At 69.9% G+C, this 14,997-nt stretch carries 20 protein-coding genes; 8 read left to right on the top strand and 12 right to left on the bottom strand.

Annotated elements, in window-relative coordinates; genetic code table 11:
• Positions 1 to 10 precede the first annotated feature (10 nt).
• The 3 genes from AC0IZJ_RS19975 (at position 11) to AC0IZJ_RS19985 (ending at position 1,358) form a co-directional block, all read left to right on the top strand.
• Positions 11 to 367 carry a cupin domain-containing protein gene (locus AC0IZJ_RS19975; RefSeq protein WP_471853085.1) on the top strand — a complete coding sequence of 119 codons (357 nt, stop codon included), beginning with the start codon at positions 11 to 13 and terminating at the stop codon, positions 365 to 367.
• 25 nt (positions 368 to 392) lie between these two features.
• A complete protein-coding gene (locus AC0IZJ_RS19980; RefSeq protein ID WP_471853086.1) occupies positions 393 to 941 on the top strand; it encodes a glutaredoxin family protein in 549 nt (182 codons plus the stop codon).
• 84 nt (positions 942 to 1,025) lie between these two features.
• Positions 1,026 to 1,358, top strand: a complete 333-nt coding sequence (locus AC0IZJ_RS19985) for a four-helix bundle copper-binding protein (RefSeq protein WP_471853087.1) — start codon at positions 1,026 to 1,028, stop codon at positions 1,356 to 1,358.
• Positions 1,359 to 1,379: 21 nt separating this feature from the next.
• On the opposite strand, the gene AC0IZJ_RS19990 is transcribed toward AC0IZJ_RS19985, so the two are convergent.
• From AC0IZJ_RS19990 to AC0IZJ_RS20005, 4 genes are all read right to left on the bottom strand, one after another.
• The gene (locus AC0IZJ_RS19990) at positions 1,380 to 2,072 is read right to left on the bottom strand and encodes a helix-turn-helix transcriptional regulator (RefSeq protein WP_471853088.1); all 693 of its coding nucleotides are present in this window, start codon (positions 2,070 to 2,072) and stop codon (positions 1,380 to 1,382) included.
• A gap of 116 nt (positions 2,073 to 2,188) precedes the next feature.
• Entirely contained in the window at positions 2,189 to 2,449 is a 261-nt protein-coding gene (locus AC0IZJ_RS19995) for a TfoX/Sxy family DNA transformation protein (protein WP_471853089.1), read from the bottom strand.
• Entirely contained in the window at positions 2,446 to 2,841 is a 396-nt protein-coding gene (locus tag AC0IZJ_RS20000) for a VOC family protein (RefSeq protein ID WP_471853090.1), read from the bottom strand. Before AC0IZJ_RS20000 ends, AC0IZJ_RS19995 begins: the two co-directional genes overlap by 4 nt.
• A 93-nt stretch (positions 2,842 to 2,934) precedes the next feature.
• A complete protein-coding gene (locus AC0IZJ_RS20005) occupies positions 2,935 to 3,189 on the bottom strand; it encodes a hypothetical protein (RefSeq protein ID WP_471853091.1) in 255 nt (84 codons plus the stop codon).
• 121 nt (positions 3,190 to 3,310) lie between these two features.
• Between AC0IZJ_RS20005 and AC0IZJ_RS20010 the strand changes: the two genes are divergently transcribed.
• Entirely contained in the window at positions 3,311 to 3,886 is a 576-nt protein-coding gene (locus tag AC0IZJ_RS20010; RefSeq protein WP_471853092.1) for a TMEM165/GDT1 family protein, read from the top strand.
• A 1-nt stretch (position 3,887) separates the two neighbouring features.
• Here AC0IZJ_RS20010 and AC0IZJ_RS20015 read toward each other — a convergent pair whose 3' ends face one another.
• Both AC0IZJ_RS20015 and glpK read right to left on the bottom strand, forming a co-directional pair.
• A complete protein-coding gene (locus tag AC0IZJ_RS20015) occupies positions 3,888 to 4,151 on the bottom strand; it encodes a hypothetical protein (RefSeq protein WP_471853093.1) in 264 nt (87 codons plus the stop codon).
• Complete coding sequence (glpK, locus tag AC0IZJ_RS20020) at positions 4,148 to 5,614, bottom strand: glycerol kinase GlpK (protein ID WP_471853094.1); 1,467 nt, start codon at positions 5,612 to 5,614, stop codon at positions 4,148 to 4,150. Before glpK ends, AC0IZJ_RS20015 begins: the two co-directional genes overlap by 4 nt.
• Positions 5,615 to 5,637: 23 nt before the next feature.
• Here glpK and glpD point away from each other — a divergent pair, with 23 nt between their 5' ends.
• Together glpD and AC0IZJ_RS20030 are read left to right on the top strand one after the other, a co-directional pair.
• A complete protein-coding gene (gene glpD, locus AC0IZJ_RS20025) occupies positions 5,638 to 7,095 on the top strand; it encodes a glycerol-3-phosphate dehydrogenase (RefSeq protein ID WP_471853096.1) in 1,458 nt (485 codons plus the stop codon).
• 3 nt (positions 7,096 to 7,098) lie between these two features.
• Complete coding sequence (locus AC0IZJ_RS20030; protein ID WP_471853098.1) at positions 7,099 to 8,064, top strand: DMT family transporter; 966 nt, start codon at positions 7,099 to 7,101, stop codon at positions 8,062 to 8,064.
• On the opposite strand, the gene AC0IZJ_RS20035 is transcribed toward AC0IZJ_RS20030, so the two are convergent.
• Both AC0IZJ_RS20035 and AC0IZJ_RS20040 read right to left on the bottom strand, forming a co-directional pair.
• On the bottom strand, positions 8,042 to 8,809 hold the full coding sequence (locus AC0IZJ_RS20035) for a metallophosphoesterase (RefSeq protein WP_471853100.1): 768 nt from the start codon (positions 8,807 to 8,809) through the stop codon (positions 8,042 to 8,044). The genes AC0IZJ_RS20030 and AC0IZJ_RS20035 overlap by 23 nt on opposite strands.
• Positions 8,809 to 9,573 (bottom strand): UPF0149 family protein, encoded by a 765-nt coding sequence (locus tag AC0IZJ_RS20040; protein WP_471853102.1) that lies wholly within the window; start codon positions 9,571 to 9,573, stop codon positions 8,809 to 8,811. Before AC0IZJ_RS20040 ends, AC0IZJ_RS20035 begins: the two co-directional genes overlap by 1 nt.
• A gap of 69 nt (positions 9,574 to 9,642) precedes the next feature.
• On the opposite strand from AC0IZJ_RS20040, the gene AC0IZJ_RS20045 reads away from it, so the two are divergent.
• Positions 9,643 to 10,227, top strand: a complete 585-nt coding sequence (locus tag AC0IZJ_RS20045) for a hypothetical protein (protein ID WP_471853104.1) — start codon at positions 9,643 to 9,645, stop codon at positions 10,225 to 10,227.
• A gap of 3 nt (positions 10,228 to 10,230) precedes the next feature.
• Here the strand turns inward: AC0IZJ_RS20045 and AC0IZJ_RS20050 are convergent, their stop codons facing one another.
• From AC0IZJ_RS20050 to AC0IZJ_RS20065, 4 genes are read right to left on the bottom strand one after another with little or no spacing between them, the layout of a single operon-like run.
• The gene (locus AC0IZJ_RS20050) at positions 10,231 to 11,517 is read right to left on the bottom strand and encodes an SH3 domain-containing protein (protein WP_471853106.1); all 1,287 of its coding nucleotides are present in this window, start codon (positions 11,515 to 11,517) and stop codon (positions 10,231 to 10,233) included.
• Positions 11,514 to 12,380 (bottom strand): 23S rRNA (adenine(2030)-N(6))-methyltransferase RlmJ, encoded by an 867-nt coding sequence (locus tag AC0IZJ_RS20055; protein WP_471853107.1) that lies wholly within the window; start codon positions 12,378 to 12,380, stop codon positions 11,514 to 11,516. The genes AC0IZJ_RS20050 and AC0IZJ_RS20055 overlap by 4 nt, the downstream gene beginning before the upstream one ends.
• A 21-nt stretch (positions 12,381 to 12,401) precedes the next feature.
• Positions 12,402 to 13,661 carry a PQQ-dependent sugar dehydrogenase gene (locus AC0IZJ_RS20060; protein ID WP_471853194.1) on the bottom strand — a complete coding sequence of 420 codons (1,260 nt, stop codon included), beginning with the start codon at positions 13,659 to 13,661 and terminating at the stop codon, positions 12,402 to 12,404.
• A 47-nt stretch (positions 13,662 to 13,708) separates the two neighbouring features.
• Positions 13,709 to 14,083 carry a hypothetical protein gene (locus tag AC0IZJ_RS20065; RefSeq protein WP_471853109.1) on the bottom strand — a complete coding sequence of 125 codons (375 nt, stop codon included), beginning with the start codon at positions 14,081 to 14,083 and terminating at the stop codon, positions 13,709 to 13,711.
• 158 nt (positions 14,084 to 14,241) lie between these two features.
• On the opposite strand from AC0IZJ_RS20065, the gene AC0IZJ_RS20070 reads away from it, so the two are divergent.
• Positions 14,242 to 14,982, top strand: a complete 741-nt coding sequence (locus AC0IZJ_RS20070; RefSeq protein ID WP_471853111.1) for a cytochrome c oxidase assembly protein — start codon at positions 14,242 to 14,244, stop codon at positions 14,980 to 14,982.
• Positions 14,983 to 14,997: the final 15 nt, after the last annotated feature.

Here is a 14,997-nt window from a genome sequence, read left to right on the forward strand (position 1 = left end):
TGCACCGCCCATGACCTCCATCGTCCTCCTCGACAGCACCGATCCGCTCATCCCCGCCCTGGACCGCCCCCGCCCTGACCGTCTCATGGCGGGCGACCCGCTCCGCAAGACCTGGCTGTTGCACGAGGCAGGGCCAGCCAGCGCCGGCGTGTGGGAATGCGAGCCGGGCCGCTGGCGCATCGCCTTCCCCGCCACGCGGCAGGAGTATTTCCACATCCTGAGCGGCCGCGTTCGCCTGCACGGGCCCGAGGGCGCCACCGACATCGGCCCCGGCCAGGGCGCCGTCATCCCGCCGGGCTTCGAGGGCGAGTTCGAGGTGCTGGAGGCGGTACGCAAGCAGTTCGTGCTGGTCGACACTGCGCCCTGACCCAACTTCAACCGATCGCTGAACGATGACGACGATCTGCCCCGCCGACACCCAGGCGCCTGACTGGCAGTGCCCGGCCTGCGGCGTGGCCTACGCGAAGGCCGGTGCAGCCCTCAACCCGCAGGCCGACGCGCCCAGCGCGGGCTATCGCGCCAAGGCGAGCAAGAGTGGCCTGCCCTGGCGCGTGATGCTGACCGTCGTGGCGGTCGTCGTCGGCCTCTACGGCGGCCACCAGGCCCACCTCGACAAGCGCGGCCTGGGCGAGCTGTTCGGCGGCGCCGGCACCATGGACGAGGCGGCGGTGCGGCAACTGGCGGGCAGCGTGCGCGCCGAGCAGATCGTCATGTACTCGACGACGGAATGCGGCTACTGCACGCAGACACGTGCCTGGCTGACCGACTACGGCTTTGCCTTCACCGAATGCAATATGAGCCGCGACGCCCGGTGCGAGGACGAGTTCCGTGCGCTGCGCGGCACGGGCACGCCTTACCTCATCGTGCGCGGCCCGCGCGGCGAGCAGCACATGAAGGACGGCTTCGACAGCGAAGAGTTCATCAAGGCGCTGAAGACATAACGCCGGTCTCGCACCGCCCGCCACTGCTGCTGCGCAGGCATCCGCCTTGCCGGCCTTGCGGCTCCACTCAACAAGGAGCTCGCCATGGCCCACGACCTGAACGCCCATTGCATCGACGCCTGCAATGCCTGCGCCGACGCCTGCGACCACTGTTCAACCGCCTGCCTGCAGGAGCTGGACGTCAAGCCAATGGCCCGCTGCATCGCGCTGGACATCGACTGCGCGGCCCTCTGCCGGCTGGCCGCCGCGAGCATTTCGCGCGGCAGCGAGTTCGCCAAGCGCATCTGCAGCCTGTGCGTGCTTGTCTGCGAGACCTGTGGCGAGGAATGCGGCAAGCACGAACACGACCACTGCCAGGACTGCGCGGCCGCCTGCCGGGCTTGCGCCGAGGCATGCCGCCACATGGTTGCCGTCTGATCGACAGGCGGCGTCAGCCGCTCAGGCGCCGCCGTGCTCCTGTGCCTCGTGGCGCCGCTTCATGTCGGCCAGCGTCTTGCCGGGCTCGTCGCGGAAGGTCTCCATCGGCTCCAGCGTCTCGATGCGGTCGACGCGAAAGCTGCGGAAGTCGTTGCGCAGTTCGCACCAGGCGGACAGCGTCCACACCGGTCCCCAGAACAGGCAGGCCAACGGGCGCACGATGCGGTCGCTCCTCACACCGCCCAGGTCCAGGTAGCCGACCTTGAGCTTGCGCCGCGCCTCGGTGGACTCGCGCAGCACGGTCAGGTGGGCGCTCGTCTGCGGGTCCAGCGCCGGGAGCGGCGCGTAAAGCGCCAGGCTCTCGGCGGCGGCGCGGGCGTCCAGCGGCAGCACGGCGAGGATCTTGCTGAGCGCGTTCTCGGCCTGGCGGGCGAGTGCCGCGTCCAGCCGCGACTCGGCCATGCGCACGGTCGCGACCAGGGCTTGCGCTTCCTGCTTGCTGAACATCAGCGGCGGCAGGTCGAAACCCGCCCGCATGCGATAACCCACGCCCGCCTCGCCCTCGATGGGCACGCCCTGCTGGGCCAGCGCGGCGATGTCGCGGTAGACGGTGCGCATCGACACCTCCAGCCGCTGGGCGAGGTAGTCCGCCGTCGTGAGGCGGCGCCCACGGATGAGCTGGACGATCTGGAAGAGGCGGTCGGCGCGGCGCATAGACGATCACTGTAGGGCAGCGGGCGCGCCCCTTGCGGAAGACATGAGTCACCGACAAAGGGGGCGAACTCCATCATGGTCATCGATGCCTCCTCAAAAGCTTGCGCAGCGCTGGTTCAGCGCGGCGCCAGCCCCATGGCGTCCAGCCTCAGCAGGACCTCGGTGCACCGCTCACGCGCGATGTCGCGCCAGTCGCGGCCCTCCTGGGCCCCAAGCAGCGCATAGACGAGGTTGCGGCTGGCGCCCGGCCAGCGCGCCTCGATGCGGGCGTAAACGTCGAAGGCATCGCAGGCTCGAAGTTCGTCCGGCGTGTGGATGCCGATGGCGGCGAGGTGCTCGCGGCTCTTCGGCCCGAGGCCCTGCCAGCCGGCGGTCACGACATGGCCGTGCAGAGCTCCACCAGCGTGCCGTCCGGGCAGCGCACATAGGCCACCGTCTGGCCCCAGGGCTTGGTGACGGGCGCGGCCAGGGCCTTGGCACCGGCCGCCACGGCCTTGTCGAAGGCAGCCTGCACATCGGTCACCGTGAAGCCGATCTCCATGCCCAGCGGCTTGTCGCTGCTGTCGGCGGCGACATAGTCCTGCTGCACGCTGTCGCGCGCGGTCGCGTGGTCGACGAAAGCCAGCTTCACGCCGCCCGCGCCGGTGTCGACCTCGCCATAGGCGCCGCTCTCGTGCAGGAAGCGCGTCGGCAAACCGAACGCTTGGTCGAAGAAGGCGAGTGACGCGGCGACGTCGGCCACATAGACGAGGGTGTAGGCGAAATTCATGCGGGTCTCCTGAGTTGCGAAGTCCGCATGCTGCGCCGGGTTGCCTGCCAGACCATGTCAGCAGCCCTAGGGAGGGCCGGGCGTCTTGCCGAGTCAGTCGACCATCAACCCCGCAGCGGCCAGCCGCTGACGGACGGACGCCATGCCGCCTTCGTATTCCCAGTACAGCACGCGGCCGTGGGACGACGACACGAGCAGGTAGTTCTCACTGACCGACTGGATGCGCTCGACGGCCACCAGCTTCTCGACGAATTCCTGGCCCTTGATCTCCTGGATCACCTCGGTGTTCTCGGCGTCATAACCATGCATGACGAGGGCGTTGCGCACGCGCAGCGAAAGAAACTTCATGCCATGTCCCGAGGGGAAATCCAGAGGGGCGCATTCTCTGCTGCGCGACCGCCCCCCTTCCCAGGGCTGGCCCCAAAACCCGTCGCAGGCTGGGCCATTCCGCACTGGTGACAATCGCGCCGTGCAAGCCTTCCTCATCGCCACCGGCCTGGTGGCCCTCGCCGAGATCGGCGACAAGACCCAACTCCTCGCCTTCATGCTCGCGGCCCGCTTCCGGCGGCCGTGGCCCATCGTGGCGGGCATCTTCGTCGCGACCGTCTTCAACCACGCCGCCGCCGGCGCGCTGGGCAGCTGGCTGACCAGCCTCATCAGCCCGACGGCCATGCGGTGGGGTCTTGGCCTGTCCTTCATCGCCATGGCCGGCTGGATGCTGATCCCCGACAAGCTCGACGAGGACGACACCCCCAAGCCGGGACACGGCGTGTTCATCACGACGGTGATCGCCTTTTTCCTGGCCGAAATGGGCGACAAGACGCAGATCGCCACCGTTGCGCTGGCGGCGCGCTACCCGCTGGACTTCATCGGCGTCGTCGCCGGCACGACGGCCGGCATGATGCTGGCGAACGTGCCCGCCGTGCTGGTGGGCGACAAGCTGGCGCACAAGATGCCGGTCAAGCTGGTGCACACGGTGGCGGCGGTGATCTTTGCGGTGCTGGGGGTGGTGACGTTGCTGGCGGGCGGGGCGCTGCTGAGCTGATCTAGCCTTTCAGCACGCGATAGCCAAACCAGCAGAAGGCCGCTCCGGCGGCCAGCCAGAGCAAGCCGCCGACCAGCCTTCCCGCCCCGGCGCCGAACACCTCCGTCGCCAGCAGCGCCAGCCCGCAAAACGCCTTGCAGCTGAGCCCCTCGGCAGGCGTGAATCCACCGGCCAGCATGCTCACGCCCGCAAAGACGCCGACGCCACCCAGCGCCAAGGCAAACCAGCCGAACCACTTCGCCTCACGTTCCATACGCGTCCTCATTCCGCCAACACCTGCCGCACCGCCCGGTTCCACTGCGCCAGCCGCGAGCCCGCCTCATCACGTGACATGCGCGGCTCGAAGGCGCGGTCGAGTTGCCAGATGGCGCCGATCTCATCGGCCGCCGCGTAGACGCCAGCACCAATCCCCGCCAGCAGTGCCGCGCCTAACGCCGTCGTCTCGATGACCTTGGGCCGCAGCACCGGGATGCCCAGCAGGTCGGCCTGGAACTGCATCAGCAGATCATTCGCCGACGCACCGCCGTCCACGCGCAGTTCGGTCAGCCGCTCGGCCACGCCCACGTCGGCATTCATCGCCGTCAGCACCGCTGCGCTCTGGAAGGCGATGCTCTCCAGCGCGGCGCGGGCGATGTGGGCCTGCGTGGTGCCGCGGGTCAGGCCCAGGATGGCGCCACGTGCATCGGGCCGCCAGTAGGGAGCGCCGAGGCCGGCGAAGGCGGGCACGAACATGACACCGCCGGCGTCCGGCACGCTCAAGGCCAGCGCCTGCACTTCGCTGCTGGCCTGCACGGCATGCAACCCGTCGCGCAGCCATTGCACGACGGCGCCGCCGACGAAGACGCTGCCTTCCAGCGCGTACTGCGCCGCCGCGCCCACCTGCGCGGCGCGCGTCGTCAGCAGGCCCTGCGTGGACGCATGCGGCTGCGCGCCGGTGTGCATCAGCAAAAAGCAGCCGGTGCCGTAGGTGTTCTTGGCCTGGCCGGGTTGCAGCGCGGCCTGGCCGAAGAGCGCGGCCTGCTGGTCGCCGGCGATGCCGGAGATGGGGATGCCGAACTCGGTCGCCTGGCCGAACACGCCGGCCGACGGCCGCACCTCGGGCAGCAGCGCGCGCGGGATGCCGAAGAGGCCCAGCAGCTCGTCGCTCCAGTCACCACGGTGGATGTCGAACAGCAGGGTGCGCGAGGCATTGCTGACGTCGGTGGCGTGCACGGCACCTTCGGTCAGTTTCCACAGCAGCCAGCTGTCCACCGTGCCGAAGGCCAGCTCGCCACGCTCGGCGCGCTCGCGGGCGCCGGGCACGTTGTCGAGCAGCCAGCGCAGCTTGGTGGCGGAGAAATACGGGTCGACCAGCAGACCGCTCAGCTCGCGAATGCGCGGCTCCAGACCCTGCTGCTTGAGCGTCTCGCAGTAGGCCGCCGTGCGCCGGTCCTGCCAGACCAGGGCCTTGTGCAGCGGCTCACCCGACTTGCGGTCCCACAGCACGACGGTCTCGCGCTGGTTGGTGATGCCGATGGCCGCCACCTTCACACCGGCCTTGGCCAGCGCCTCGCGGGCACAGGCGATCTGGCCCGCCCAGATCTCGCCGGCATCGTGCTCAACCCAGCCCGGCTGCGGGAAGTGCTGCGTCAGCTCGCGCTGCGCCACGGCGAGCAGGCGGCCGTCGCGGCCGAAGACCACGGCGCGCGAGCTGGAGGTGCCTTGGTCCAACGCCAGCAGTGCATCCATCGCTCGTCCCTTAGAGTCAACCAATGAGTGATTTTGACGTGGTGGTCGTCGGCGGCGGCATCAACGGTACCGGCCTGGCCCGCGACCTGGCCGGCCGGGGCTGGCGGGTGCTGCTGGCCGAGCGCGAAGACCTGGCCTCGCACACCTCGTCCGCCTCTACGAAGCTGGTGCACGGCGGCCTGCGCTACCTGGAGACCTACGAGTTCTCGCTGGTGCGCAAGGCCTTGCAGGAGCGCGAGGTGCTGCTGCGCAGCGCGCCTCATCTGATCCGCCCGCTGCGCTTCGTGCTGCCGCATGCACCGCATCTGCGGCCGGCCTGGATGATCCGCATCGGACTCTTCCTCTACGACCACCTGGCGCGGCGCGAGCTGCTGCCCGGCTCGCACGGTTTGCGGCTGACCGGCAGCATCTACGGCAAACCGCTGAAACCCGAGTTCACGCGCGGCTTCGTCTACTCGGACGGCTGGGTGGATGACGCCCGCCTCGTCGTGCTGAACGCGCGGGACGCACAGGCGCGCGGTGCCGAGGTGTTGACGCGCTGTGCCGTCACACAGGCGGTGCGCGGCGCCGATGCGTGGCAGATCACCTTGGCCAACGGTCGAGCGCTGCGCAGCCGCGCCCTCGTCAACGCGGCCGGGCCGTGGGCCGAGCGCTTCCTGCGCGACCAGGGCCTGCCAGCGCGCGGCCTGCGCCTCGTCAAGGGCAGCCACATCGTCGTGGACCAGCGCTTCACGCACGACCATGCCTACATCTTCCAGAACGCCGACGGCCGCATCATCTTCGCCATCCCCTTCCAGGAGCGGTTCACGCTGATCGGAACGACGGACGTGGAGCTGCCCGACGGCCAGGACCCGCCGTCGCGCGCGCAGATCGAGCAGGACGAGATCGCCTATCTGTGCGAGCAGGCGAGCCGCTATCTCGCCCGCCCCGTGACGCCGGCCGACGTGCTGTGGACCTATGCCGGCGTGCGCCCGCTGCTGGACGAGGGCGGCTCGGCGTCCAGCGTGACGCGCGACTACCTGTTGGAGACCGACGCAATCGGTGGCGCACCGCTGCTCAACGTCTGGGGCGGCAAGCTGACGACCTATCGCAAGCTGGCCGAAGACGGCGCAACGCAGCTCGGTGAGTTGATGGGCGAGGCACGCAGGCCCTGGACGGCCGGCACCCACCTGCCCGGCGGCAACCTCGGCCGGCACGGCGTGGACATTGCCGCCTTCACGGCCGAGCTGCAGGCCCGCCACGCCGACCGCGCGCCGGCCCTGGTCGCCCGACTGGCCCGCGCCTACGGCAGCGTGGCCGCCGAGCTGCTCGCCGCGCCGCCGGGTGCCGAGATCGCACAGGGCCTGTTCGAGTCCGAACTGCGCCATCTCACTGACCACGAGTGGGCCCGCAGCGCGGACGACGTGCTGTGGCGGCGAAGCAAGCTCGGCCTTCACTACACCGCAGAACAACAAGCCGCCGTCGCTGCCCGGTTCCAATAGCCCATGCTTTCTGGATTGCTGTTCGCCCTTGCCGCCGGGCTGATGTGGGGCCTGGTGTTCGTCGCCCCCGTCATGCTGCCCGGCTATGCGCCGGCGCTGCTGACGGTGGGCCGCTACCTGGCCTTCGGTCTCATCGCCCTGCCGCTGGCCCTGCTGCTGGACCGGCGCGTGCTGCGCGAGCTGCATGCCGCCGACTGGTGGGAGGCCGCCAAGCTCAGCCTGATCGGCAACTTCCTGTACTACCTCTGCCTGTCCGCCGCCATCCAGCGCGCCGGCGCGCCGCTGCCGACGATGATCATCGGCACGCTGCCGGTCGTCATCGCCGTCTGCGCCAACCACCGCAACCGCGTGCGCGACGGCCATCTGCCGTGGGGAAAGCTGGCACCGTCCCTGGCGCTGATCGCGGCGGGGCTGGGCTTCGTCAACCATGACGAACTGGCCGTCCTGCAAGCCGAGGCCGGCGACCCACGCCGCTATGCCGAGGGCGCGCTGCTGGCCGTCGCCGCCGTGGCCTGCTGGACCTGGTATCCCATCCGCAATGCCGACTGGCTGCGCGCACATGCCGACCGCAGCCCGCGGGCGTGGGCGACGGCTCAGGGCCTGGTCACGCTGCCGATGGCGCTGATCGGCGCTGTGCTGCTGAGCCTGATCCATCTCGCCGCGCCCGGCACCTTGACCCCGAGCGGCTATACCTTCCCGCTCGGTGAGCGGCCGCTGGCCTTCATCGGCCTGATGGCCGCCATCGGCCTGTGTTCGTCCTGGCTGGGCACGCTGTGCTGGAACGAGGCCAGCCAGCGCCTGCCGACCTCACTGTCGGGCCAGCTCATCGTCTTCGAGACGCTGGCCGCCCTGGCCTATGCCTTCGCGTGGAACCAGCGGACGCCGCCGCCGGCCACGGTGGCGGGTGTGGTGCTGCTGGTTGCCGGCGTGGTGTGGGCGCTGCGCATCAAGCCGGTTCAAACACACTGACCACACGCTGCCCGTCGAAGCCATCCGCCTCGCCCTTGCGGAAATGGCCGCGCGCGTTGCTGACGATGCGTGTGTCGCCCAGCCGGTAGTCCTGCCGGCAGTGCAGGTGGCCGTGCAGCCAGAGTTGAGCGCCCGGGAGCAGATCCTCGTCGTCGTTGCAGAAGCTCGCCGTGCCCGGCTGGCGGCCATAGCGCGGGTCGGCGCTCTTCAGGCTGGGGGCGAAGTGGGTGATGGCCACCGTCGCTTCCCAATCACCGGTGCGGGCCAGCTCATCCGCCAGCCAGGCCCGGCTTTCCAGCGCCAGTGCGCGCACGGCGTCCACACCGAAGACCTCGCCGTGGCGGGTGGCCCGCATGACCTTCTGGAAGTAGCCTCCCGCCCGCATCGCCCGGTCGCGCCCTGACGGGCCGAAGGCATCGAAGTCACACCAGCGCGTGCAGCCGATGAAGCGCACCCGCCGGCCTTGCGCGTCGGTCAGCACGGCGGACTCGTCGTCCAGCATGCGCAGGCCGATCGCGTTGACGTGGGCCCGCAGCGCCTCGCGCGCCTCGTCCACATCGCGGCCATCGAACTCGTGGTTGCCGGGCACAAACAGCACCGGCACCGGCCAACTGCGGAACAGCTCGAAGCTACGCCAGGTGCTGTCGATATCGCCGGCCAGGATCAGAAGTTCAGCGCCGGGCGCCGGGGCCGGAACGTAGCTCTCGGTCTCCAGGTGGAGGTCGGAGAGCAGTTGCAAACGCATCAGTTGCTGCCGTGACAAACCTTGTACTTGCGCCCCGACCCGCAAGGGCAAGGATCGTTGCGCCCGACCTTGGGCGTGTCGCGCCGGATGGTCTCGACGCGGTAGCGCTCGGCCTCGGTCAGGTCGGCCAGGTCGGCCACCGTGGCCACCATCTCCTCGATGGCCTCGTCCAGGTCCTTGAGCGGGAATTCGCGGTTCAGCGTCGCGACGACTTCCTTCTCCTCGTCCGTCTCGGCCGGCAGGTGACGGTAGAGACGGGCCAGCGCGGCGGAGATGTCGTCGTTGGGCAGGTCGGCCAGCTCGGGGAAGCACAGCGCCGCATGCTGGAAGCCGGCGACCCAGGGCATCAGCGAACGCGACAGCGGGCCGAGCGCGTCGTAGCTGGCGCGGGCCGACTGCTCCTCCTCGCTGGCGTCCTCCGGCAGCGGGTCGGGCTCCTCGTCCTCGCCCACTTCCAGCACGACGGGGTCGAACCAGCCGTCCTCTGCCAGGCCCTTGGTCAGCGCGGCGTGGCGGCGCTCGACGAGCTGGGTCAGGCGGTCCAGCCAGGTGGCGTCGACGCTGTCGGGCAGCAGGCCGCCGTCGTAATCGAAGATGTTGGGCAGCCACTCGTCCGTCTCGATGAGGCGGGGCTGCACGATGACGCCGCAGAGGTAGCCGTCCAGCATGGAGGCATCCAGCGGCTGCAGCGGCTCGGGCGTGGCGGCAAGGAGTTCGTCGAGTTCGGCGAACTCGGCGTCGGTGAGGTCTTGGGTGGTGCTCATGGCGCGGGATTGTCGGCCCAGCGCATGTGCCCGGGGAAGGCATAGCAGCAACTCGGGAGAATCGCCGGCATGTCCGCCCGTCTGCCTCCTACCCGCGCTTCCACGGTCACCGCCATTCTTGTCGCTGTTGTCGGCTTCATGGCGATCAGCGCCTGGAGCTTCGCCCCGGTCTGGGAGCGCGCCTTCCGCTCGGACGCTTCACCGGTGGCCTGGCTGTCCAGCGCGCTGCTGCTGACGCTGGCGGCGATGTCGCTGCGTTTATCGGCAGACGGCGGCCTGCCCCGTGGGCTGGGCGGCTGGATGGCCGCCGCCATGTTCACACTGGCGCTGGACGAGCAGTTCATGTGGCATGAGCTGTGGAAGTACCGCTGCGACGAATGGACGGCGCTGTGCCGGTTTGAGGTGGTGCGGGAGCTGCCGATGCTGGGCGTTGGCGTGGTGGGCGCGTTGACGGCGTGGGCACTGCACCGTGCGATGCGGTCGCAGTTGAGTCGCGGGCTGCTGTGGGCCGGCCTGGGCGTGGGGCTGTGGGCCATCGCCGTCGATCAGGTGGCGATGCCCTACCCGATCGCCGAGCTGGAAGAAGGCTTCGAGGTGCTGGCCGAGGCGCTGGTGCTGGCAGCGCTCGTCAGCCTGCCGTCGCGAGCGCGTTGAAGCTCAGGTGCAGTCCTGGTCTTCCCAGGCGCCGGCGTCGAACCATTGGCCGTTGATGTTGACGAACCAGACGCGCCGGTAGACCACGTCCAGGCTGATCTCGCCGGCGTGCAGCGGCGTTTCGATCTGCAGCACGTCGGCAACGCCGTCACCGTCGAGGTCGATCTCGCGCAGCACGGCCTGCGCCTGGAGGTTGCGAGATGGATCGGGCACGGTCTTGCCATCGGACATCTTCAGTCGCTTCACCGGCTCGGACTGCGTGCGCACCTTGGCACTCTGGCGCAGCGGCCTGTCGCGCGGTACGGCCAGGGACACGAGCACTTCACTGCCGTCCTTCAGGACGGGGTAGCCGCGCTGCAGCGCAATGTCCGTGCCCTGCTCGGATTGATAGGCCTGCGTCACCGGGCCACCCTCAGGCAGGCTTTTGCCCAGGTAGCGCGCGCCGCAGTAATGGCCTTCGCCACCCACATCGAAGGGCAGCGCCCGCGCCGCGGCCGCGCCCACCAGGCCGTTGGCGGCCACGGCGTACAGCGTCATGGCCGGCTCGAACGACAGCACCGCGTGACCCACGTCCCAGAAGCCGGTCAGGCCCTCGATTTCCGGCCCGTCGTGGCGGCTATGCCAGCCCGTCGGCAACCCGGCCGGCGCCAGGCTCACGCGGCTACCCGCCACGGCGACCAGGCCGTCGGCATCCTGTTCCGACACCAATGCCACGCTGTCATGCGTGCGGAACAGCGACGGCTTGATGGCCGCCGGCCGCAGCTTGTAGCCCTTGAGCGCCACGAGCGGGTCGACCGGCTTGCCCCGTGTGACCTCAAGCGCCGGGTCCAGCGTCACCCCGGCTTTCATGCGCTTCTTGGCCGCGTCGAACTCCGCCACGGGCGGGAAGCGCACCGTCTCACCGGCTTGCAAAGTCTTCTTCAGCGCCTCCAGCCGCAGCGCAGGCGGCGGCGTGAGCGACAGGCCATACGCCGCCAGCCGGTTGGGCGACGGCGCGATCCAGAAGGCCCGCGCCGGGTTGCCGGCCGCGTCGGCCAGCGTCAGCGGTTTGAGGCCCAGCAGATTGCAGGCGACGAAGCCCGTCTTGCCCGCCCCGAAGCGCACCGCGCACCAGTCGCCCTGCCGCGCTGTCACGTCGACCGGCGTGTTCGTCGTCAGCTGCTCGATGGCCCTCGCCGTGTTGGCACCCGCCTCACGCACATTGACCCAGGAACCATGAACGAAATGCGGCCCGGTCTGCGCCTGTGCCGCGCCAATGAGGGCGACAAGGGCAAGGGCCGCCGCCTTCATGCCGCCTTCTGCTCCAGCACGAAGTTCGCCCCGTCGTACTGCCCCAGCTTCTCGACCAGCAGCGGCAGGCACTCGGCCAGCTCGTCATGCAGCGTGAACGGCGGGTTGGCGATGAACATGCCGCTGCCCAGTAGCCCCAAGCCCTTGCCGTCCGGGCGGTCGGCGGGTTCGGCCACGGTCAGGCGAACGTGCAGCCAGCCCTTCTTGGCGGTGGCGTCCGCACTGCCCTTGAGCCGCTGCGCGAGCTGGCTCGACTCCAGCAGTTGCAGCTGCGGATACCAGATCATGACGACCGTGTCGGGCGCGCGTTCCAGCGCCTCGCGCAACGCCGCCAGCACCTTGGCGTAGTCGGTCTTGATCTCGTAGGACGGGTCCATCAGCAGCGCCGCGCGGCGCGTGGGCGAGGGCAGTTCGGCGCGAATGGCCGAGAAGCCGTCGCGGTCGCTGACCTGGGTGTTGGGCCGGCTGGCCAGGTAGCTGAGGAGGATGCGGTGGTCGGTGGAGTGCAGTTCGTAGGCGCGCAGCCGGTCGGTCTCGCGCAGCAGGAAGTTGGCAATCGCCGGCGAGCCGGGGTACTGGCGCAGCTGGCCGTCGGGGTTGAAGGCGCGGACCAGGCTCATGTAGTCGGCCAGCGGGGCGGGCAGGTCCTTGCGGTCATAGAGCCGGGCGACGCCCTCGGAATACTCCGCCTTCTTCTGTGCGTAGCGGCCCTCGACCGAGTAGCCGCCGGCACCGGCGTGGGTGTCGATGAGCGTGTAGGGCTTGTCCTTTTCCGCCATGTAGCGGAGCACTCGGGTCAACACCAGGTGCTTGAGGACGTCGGCATGGTTGCCGGCATGGAAGGCGTGGCGGTAAGCGAGCATGCGCGATTGTCGCGCGACGGCTCAGCGAGAAGGCACTGCTCGCCAGACGGTGTTGGAGAGGTCGTCGGCGACGATGACCGCCCCCTTTGGGTCGAGCGTCACGCCGACCGGGCGGCCCATGGTCTTGCCGTCAGCCTGGAAGCCGGCGACGAAGTCCACTGGCGCGCCGCTGGGCTTGCCGCCCGAGAAGGGCACGAAGATGACCTTGTAGCCCACCGGCTGCTTGCGGTTCCAGCTGCCGTGCAGGCCGATGAAGGCGCCCTCGGCAAACGGCGCCGGCATCGCGGCTTGCGAGAACGCGAGGCCGAGCGGCGCCGAGTGCGATTGCAGCGCGTAATCCGGCTTCAGCGTGGCCTGCACCTTCTTGTCGTCGCCGGGCTTGACGCGCGGGTCGGCATTGGGGCCCCAGTAGGCATAGGGCCAGCCGTAGAAGCCGCCTTCGCGCACGGAGCTCAGGTAGTCGGGCACGAGGTCGGGGCCCAGCTCGTCGCGCTCGTTGACCACCGTCCACAGCTGCTTCGTGCCGGGCTCGAAGGCGAGCGCGGTGGGGTTGCGCAGGCCGGCGGCGAAGGGCCGCACCGCGCCCGTGGCGGCGTCCACCTGCCAGACCAGCGCGCGATGCTCCTCCACCGCCAGGCCGCGCTCGCCGATGTTGCTGTTGGAGCCGATGCCCACGTAGAGGAACTTGCCATCGGCATCGGCGGTGAGCGCCTTGGTCCAGTGGTGGTTGATGGCGGACGGCAGCAGCGCGACCGTCACGGGCGCTGCGGCGGCACGGGTCTCGCCGGCCACGTAGTCGAAGCGCACCAGCGCGTCCTGGTTGGCGACGTAGATCTTGCCGCCCGCGAACGCCAGGCCATAGGGTGCGTTGAGCTTCTCGGCGTAGACCCAGCGGCCCTCGTAGGTGCCGTCGCCATCGGCGTCGCGCAGCAGCGTCAGCTGGTTGCCACCCTTGACCTTGGTCGTGCCCTTGGACTTGATGAAGCCGGCGATGAAGTCCTTGGGTGTCAGTACCGGCGCGCCGCCGCCCTTGCCTTCGGCGATCAGGATGTCGCCGTTGGGCAGCACCAGCGTCTGGCGCGGGATCTTCAGGTCAGTGGCGATGGCCTTGATCGTCCAGCCGGCCGGCACCGTGGGCTGGCGGCCGTCCCAGCCGGTGGGCTCGGCGATGCCCATGTCGGGCAGCAAGCCGCGCTGCGGGGCGGGCAGTTCGGGGTTGGCGCCGTGCTGGCCGGCGGCCGGGCCGGTCTGGGCGACGACGTAGCCGAGCATGGCGGCCATCGCGGTCACGGCCGCTGTGGCAGAGGCGATGCCCTTCACACCGGCCTTCATGCGGTCCTCCGGCGCCAGGCCAGCAGGCCGGTCACGCTGGCGACCGCGCTGAGCACCATCACGACGGCCGACAGCATCAGCCCGGTGGGCATCGTGGCCCAGGCGTCCCTGGCATGCACCAGCGCGTTGATGAAGCCGAGCACGAAGGCCGCGAGCAGCACCATCAGATAGACCATGCCGCCGCGCGGGCGCCAGCGCAGCACGTCCACCGCCGCCCACACCAACGCCAGGCCCGCGAGCAGCAACGCCCCGGCGATCAACCAGGACGCGAAATTGATCCATTGGATCTGGAAGCTGCTGCTGTAGGCCCAGTCGCTGAGCAGCGCCCCGAGGAACAGCGGCAACGCGGCGGTGGCGATGACGGCATGCATGGTGCCGCCCTGGCAATCGCAATGCCCGCATGCCAAGCCTCCCACTGTCCAAATGAACGACGGGCACAGTAAAACTTGCCGCAAAACTCGGTAGCGCACGTGCCGACGCGCGCTGAACAGCGGGCGCAGGTCGGGCAAGCCGCATGCCTTGTGCGGACATGGACGGACCTCGACTGTGGATCCCCTATTGCGGCGAGGCGCCCGGCCCGGGCGTCTGGCTGACCCGCTGGAACCTCGACCCGCTGCTCCTGGCCGCGCTGGCGCTGCTCGCGCTGGCGCTGTGGCGCCCGTCGGCAGCGCCGCGCCACAGCCTGCGCTGGGCCTGGGGCCTGGCGGTCCTGCTCTATGTGTCGCCGCTGTGCGCGCTCAGCTCGGCCTTCTTCACCGTCCGCGTGGCGCACCACATGGCGCTGGTGCTGGCCATCGGGCCGCTGCTGGCGAAAGGACTGGGCCTGGGCCCGGCACTGCGCGGCCTGCCCACGCCACTGTGGACGTGCACCGCCCTCGCGTCTGCGGTGTTCTGGGCCTGGCATGCCCCCGCCCCCTATGCGGCGGCGCTGTCGTCAGACGCTGTTTACGCGCTGATGCAAGGCTCGCTGCTGGCCAGCGCGACGGCGTTCTGGCTCGCGGTGCGGCGCACCTCGCCCGCTGCGGCGATGGCGGCCATCCTCGTGACGATGGTGCTGATGGGGTTGCTGGGCGCCCTGATCCTGTTTGCCGGTGCGCCGCTGTACGAACCGCACTTCGCGTCGACGCTGGCCTGGGGCGTGTCGCCGCTGGAGGACCAGCAGCTCGCAGGCCTGACGATGTGGGCGCCGGGCAGCCTCGCCTACCTCGCCGCGGCGATGTGGATCGGCTGGCGCTGGATGCAGGCGGAACGCGGCCTGAGCACTGCATGAGCGCAGCGCAGGGGC

Source organism: Roseateles sp. AC306 (assembly GCF_979253795.1).

Excerpts from the sequence above, each read along its gene's own strand:
- AC0IZJ_RS19975 (WP_471853085.1), top strand. The coding sequence starts at position 11 with ATGACCTCCATCGTCCTCCTCGACAGCACCGATCCGCTCATCCCCGCC.
- AC0IZJ_RS19980 (WP_471853086.1), top strand. The coding sequence starts at position 393 with ATGACGACGATCTGCCCCGCCGACACCCAGGCGCCTGACTGGCAGTGC.
- AC0IZJ_RS19985 (WP_471853087.1), top strand. The coding sequence starts at position 1,026 with ATGGCCCACGACCTGAACGCCCATTGCATCGACGCCTGCAATGCCTGC.
- AC0IZJ_RS19990 (WP_471853088.1), bottom strand. The coding sequence starts at position 2,072 with ATGCGCCGCGCCGACCGCCTCTTCCAGATCGTCCAGCTCATCCGTGGG.
- AC0IZJ_RS20000 (WP_471853090.1), bottom strand. The coding sequence starts at position 2,841 with ATGAATTTCGCCTACACCCTCGTCTATGTGGCCGACGTCGCCGCGTCA.
- AC0IZJ_RS20005 (WP_471853091.1), bottom strand. The coding sequence starts at position 3,189 with ATGAAGTTTCTTTCGCTGCGCGTGCGCAACGCCCTCGTCATGCATGGT.
- AC0IZJ_RS20015 (WP_471853093.1), bottom strand. The coding sequence starts at position 4,151 with ATGAGGACGCGTATGGAACGTGAGGCGAAGTGGTTCGGCTGGTTTGCC.
- glpK (WP_471853094.1), bottom strand. The coding sequence starts at position 5,614 with ATGGATGCACTGCTGGCGTTGGACCAAGGCACCTCCAGCTCGCGCGCC.
- glpD (WP_471853096.1), top strand. The coding sequence starts at position 5,638 with ATGAGTGATTTTGACGTGGTGGTCGTCGGCGGCGGCATCAACGGTACC.
- AC0IZJ_RS20030 (WP_471853098.1), top strand. The coding sequence starts at position 7,099 with ATGCTTTCTGGATTGCTGTTCGCCCTTGCCGCCGGGCTGATGTGGGGC.
- AC0IZJ_RS20035 (WP_471853100.1), bottom strand. The coding sequence starts at position 8,809 with ATGCGTTTGCAACTGCTCTCCGACCTCCACCTGGAGACCGAGAGCTAC.
- AC0IZJ_RS20040 (WP_471853102.1), bottom strand. The coding sequence starts at position 9,573 with ATGAGCACCACCCAAGACCTCACCGACGCCGAGTTCGCCGAACTCGAC.
- AC0IZJ_RS20045 (WP_471853104.1), top strand. The coding sequence starts at position 9,643 with ATGTCCGCCCGTCTGCCTCCTACCCGCGCTTCCACGGTCACCGCCATT.
- AC0IZJ_RS20050 (WP_471853106.1), bottom strand. The coding sequence starts at position 11,517 with ATGAAGGCGGCGGCCCTTGCCCTTGTCGCCCTCATTGGCGCGGCACAG.
- AC0IZJ_RS20055 (WP_471853107.1), bottom strand. The coding sequence starts at position 12,380 with ATGCTCGCTTACCGCCACGCCTTCCATGCCGGCAACCATGCCGACGTC.
- AC0IZJ_RS20060 (WP_471853194.1), bottom strand. The coding sequence starts at position 13,661 with ATGGCCGCCATGCTCGGCTACGTCGTCGCCCAGACCGGCCCGGCCGCC.
- AC0IZJ_RS20065 (WP_471853109.1), bottom strand. The coding sequence starts at position 14,083 with ATGCATGCCGTCATCGCCACCGCCGCGTTGCCGCTGTTCCTCGGGGCG.
- AC0IZJ_RS20070 (WP_471853111.1), top strand. The coding sequence starts at position 14,242 with ATGGACGGACCTCGACTGTGGATCCCCTATTGCGGCGAGGCGCCCGGC.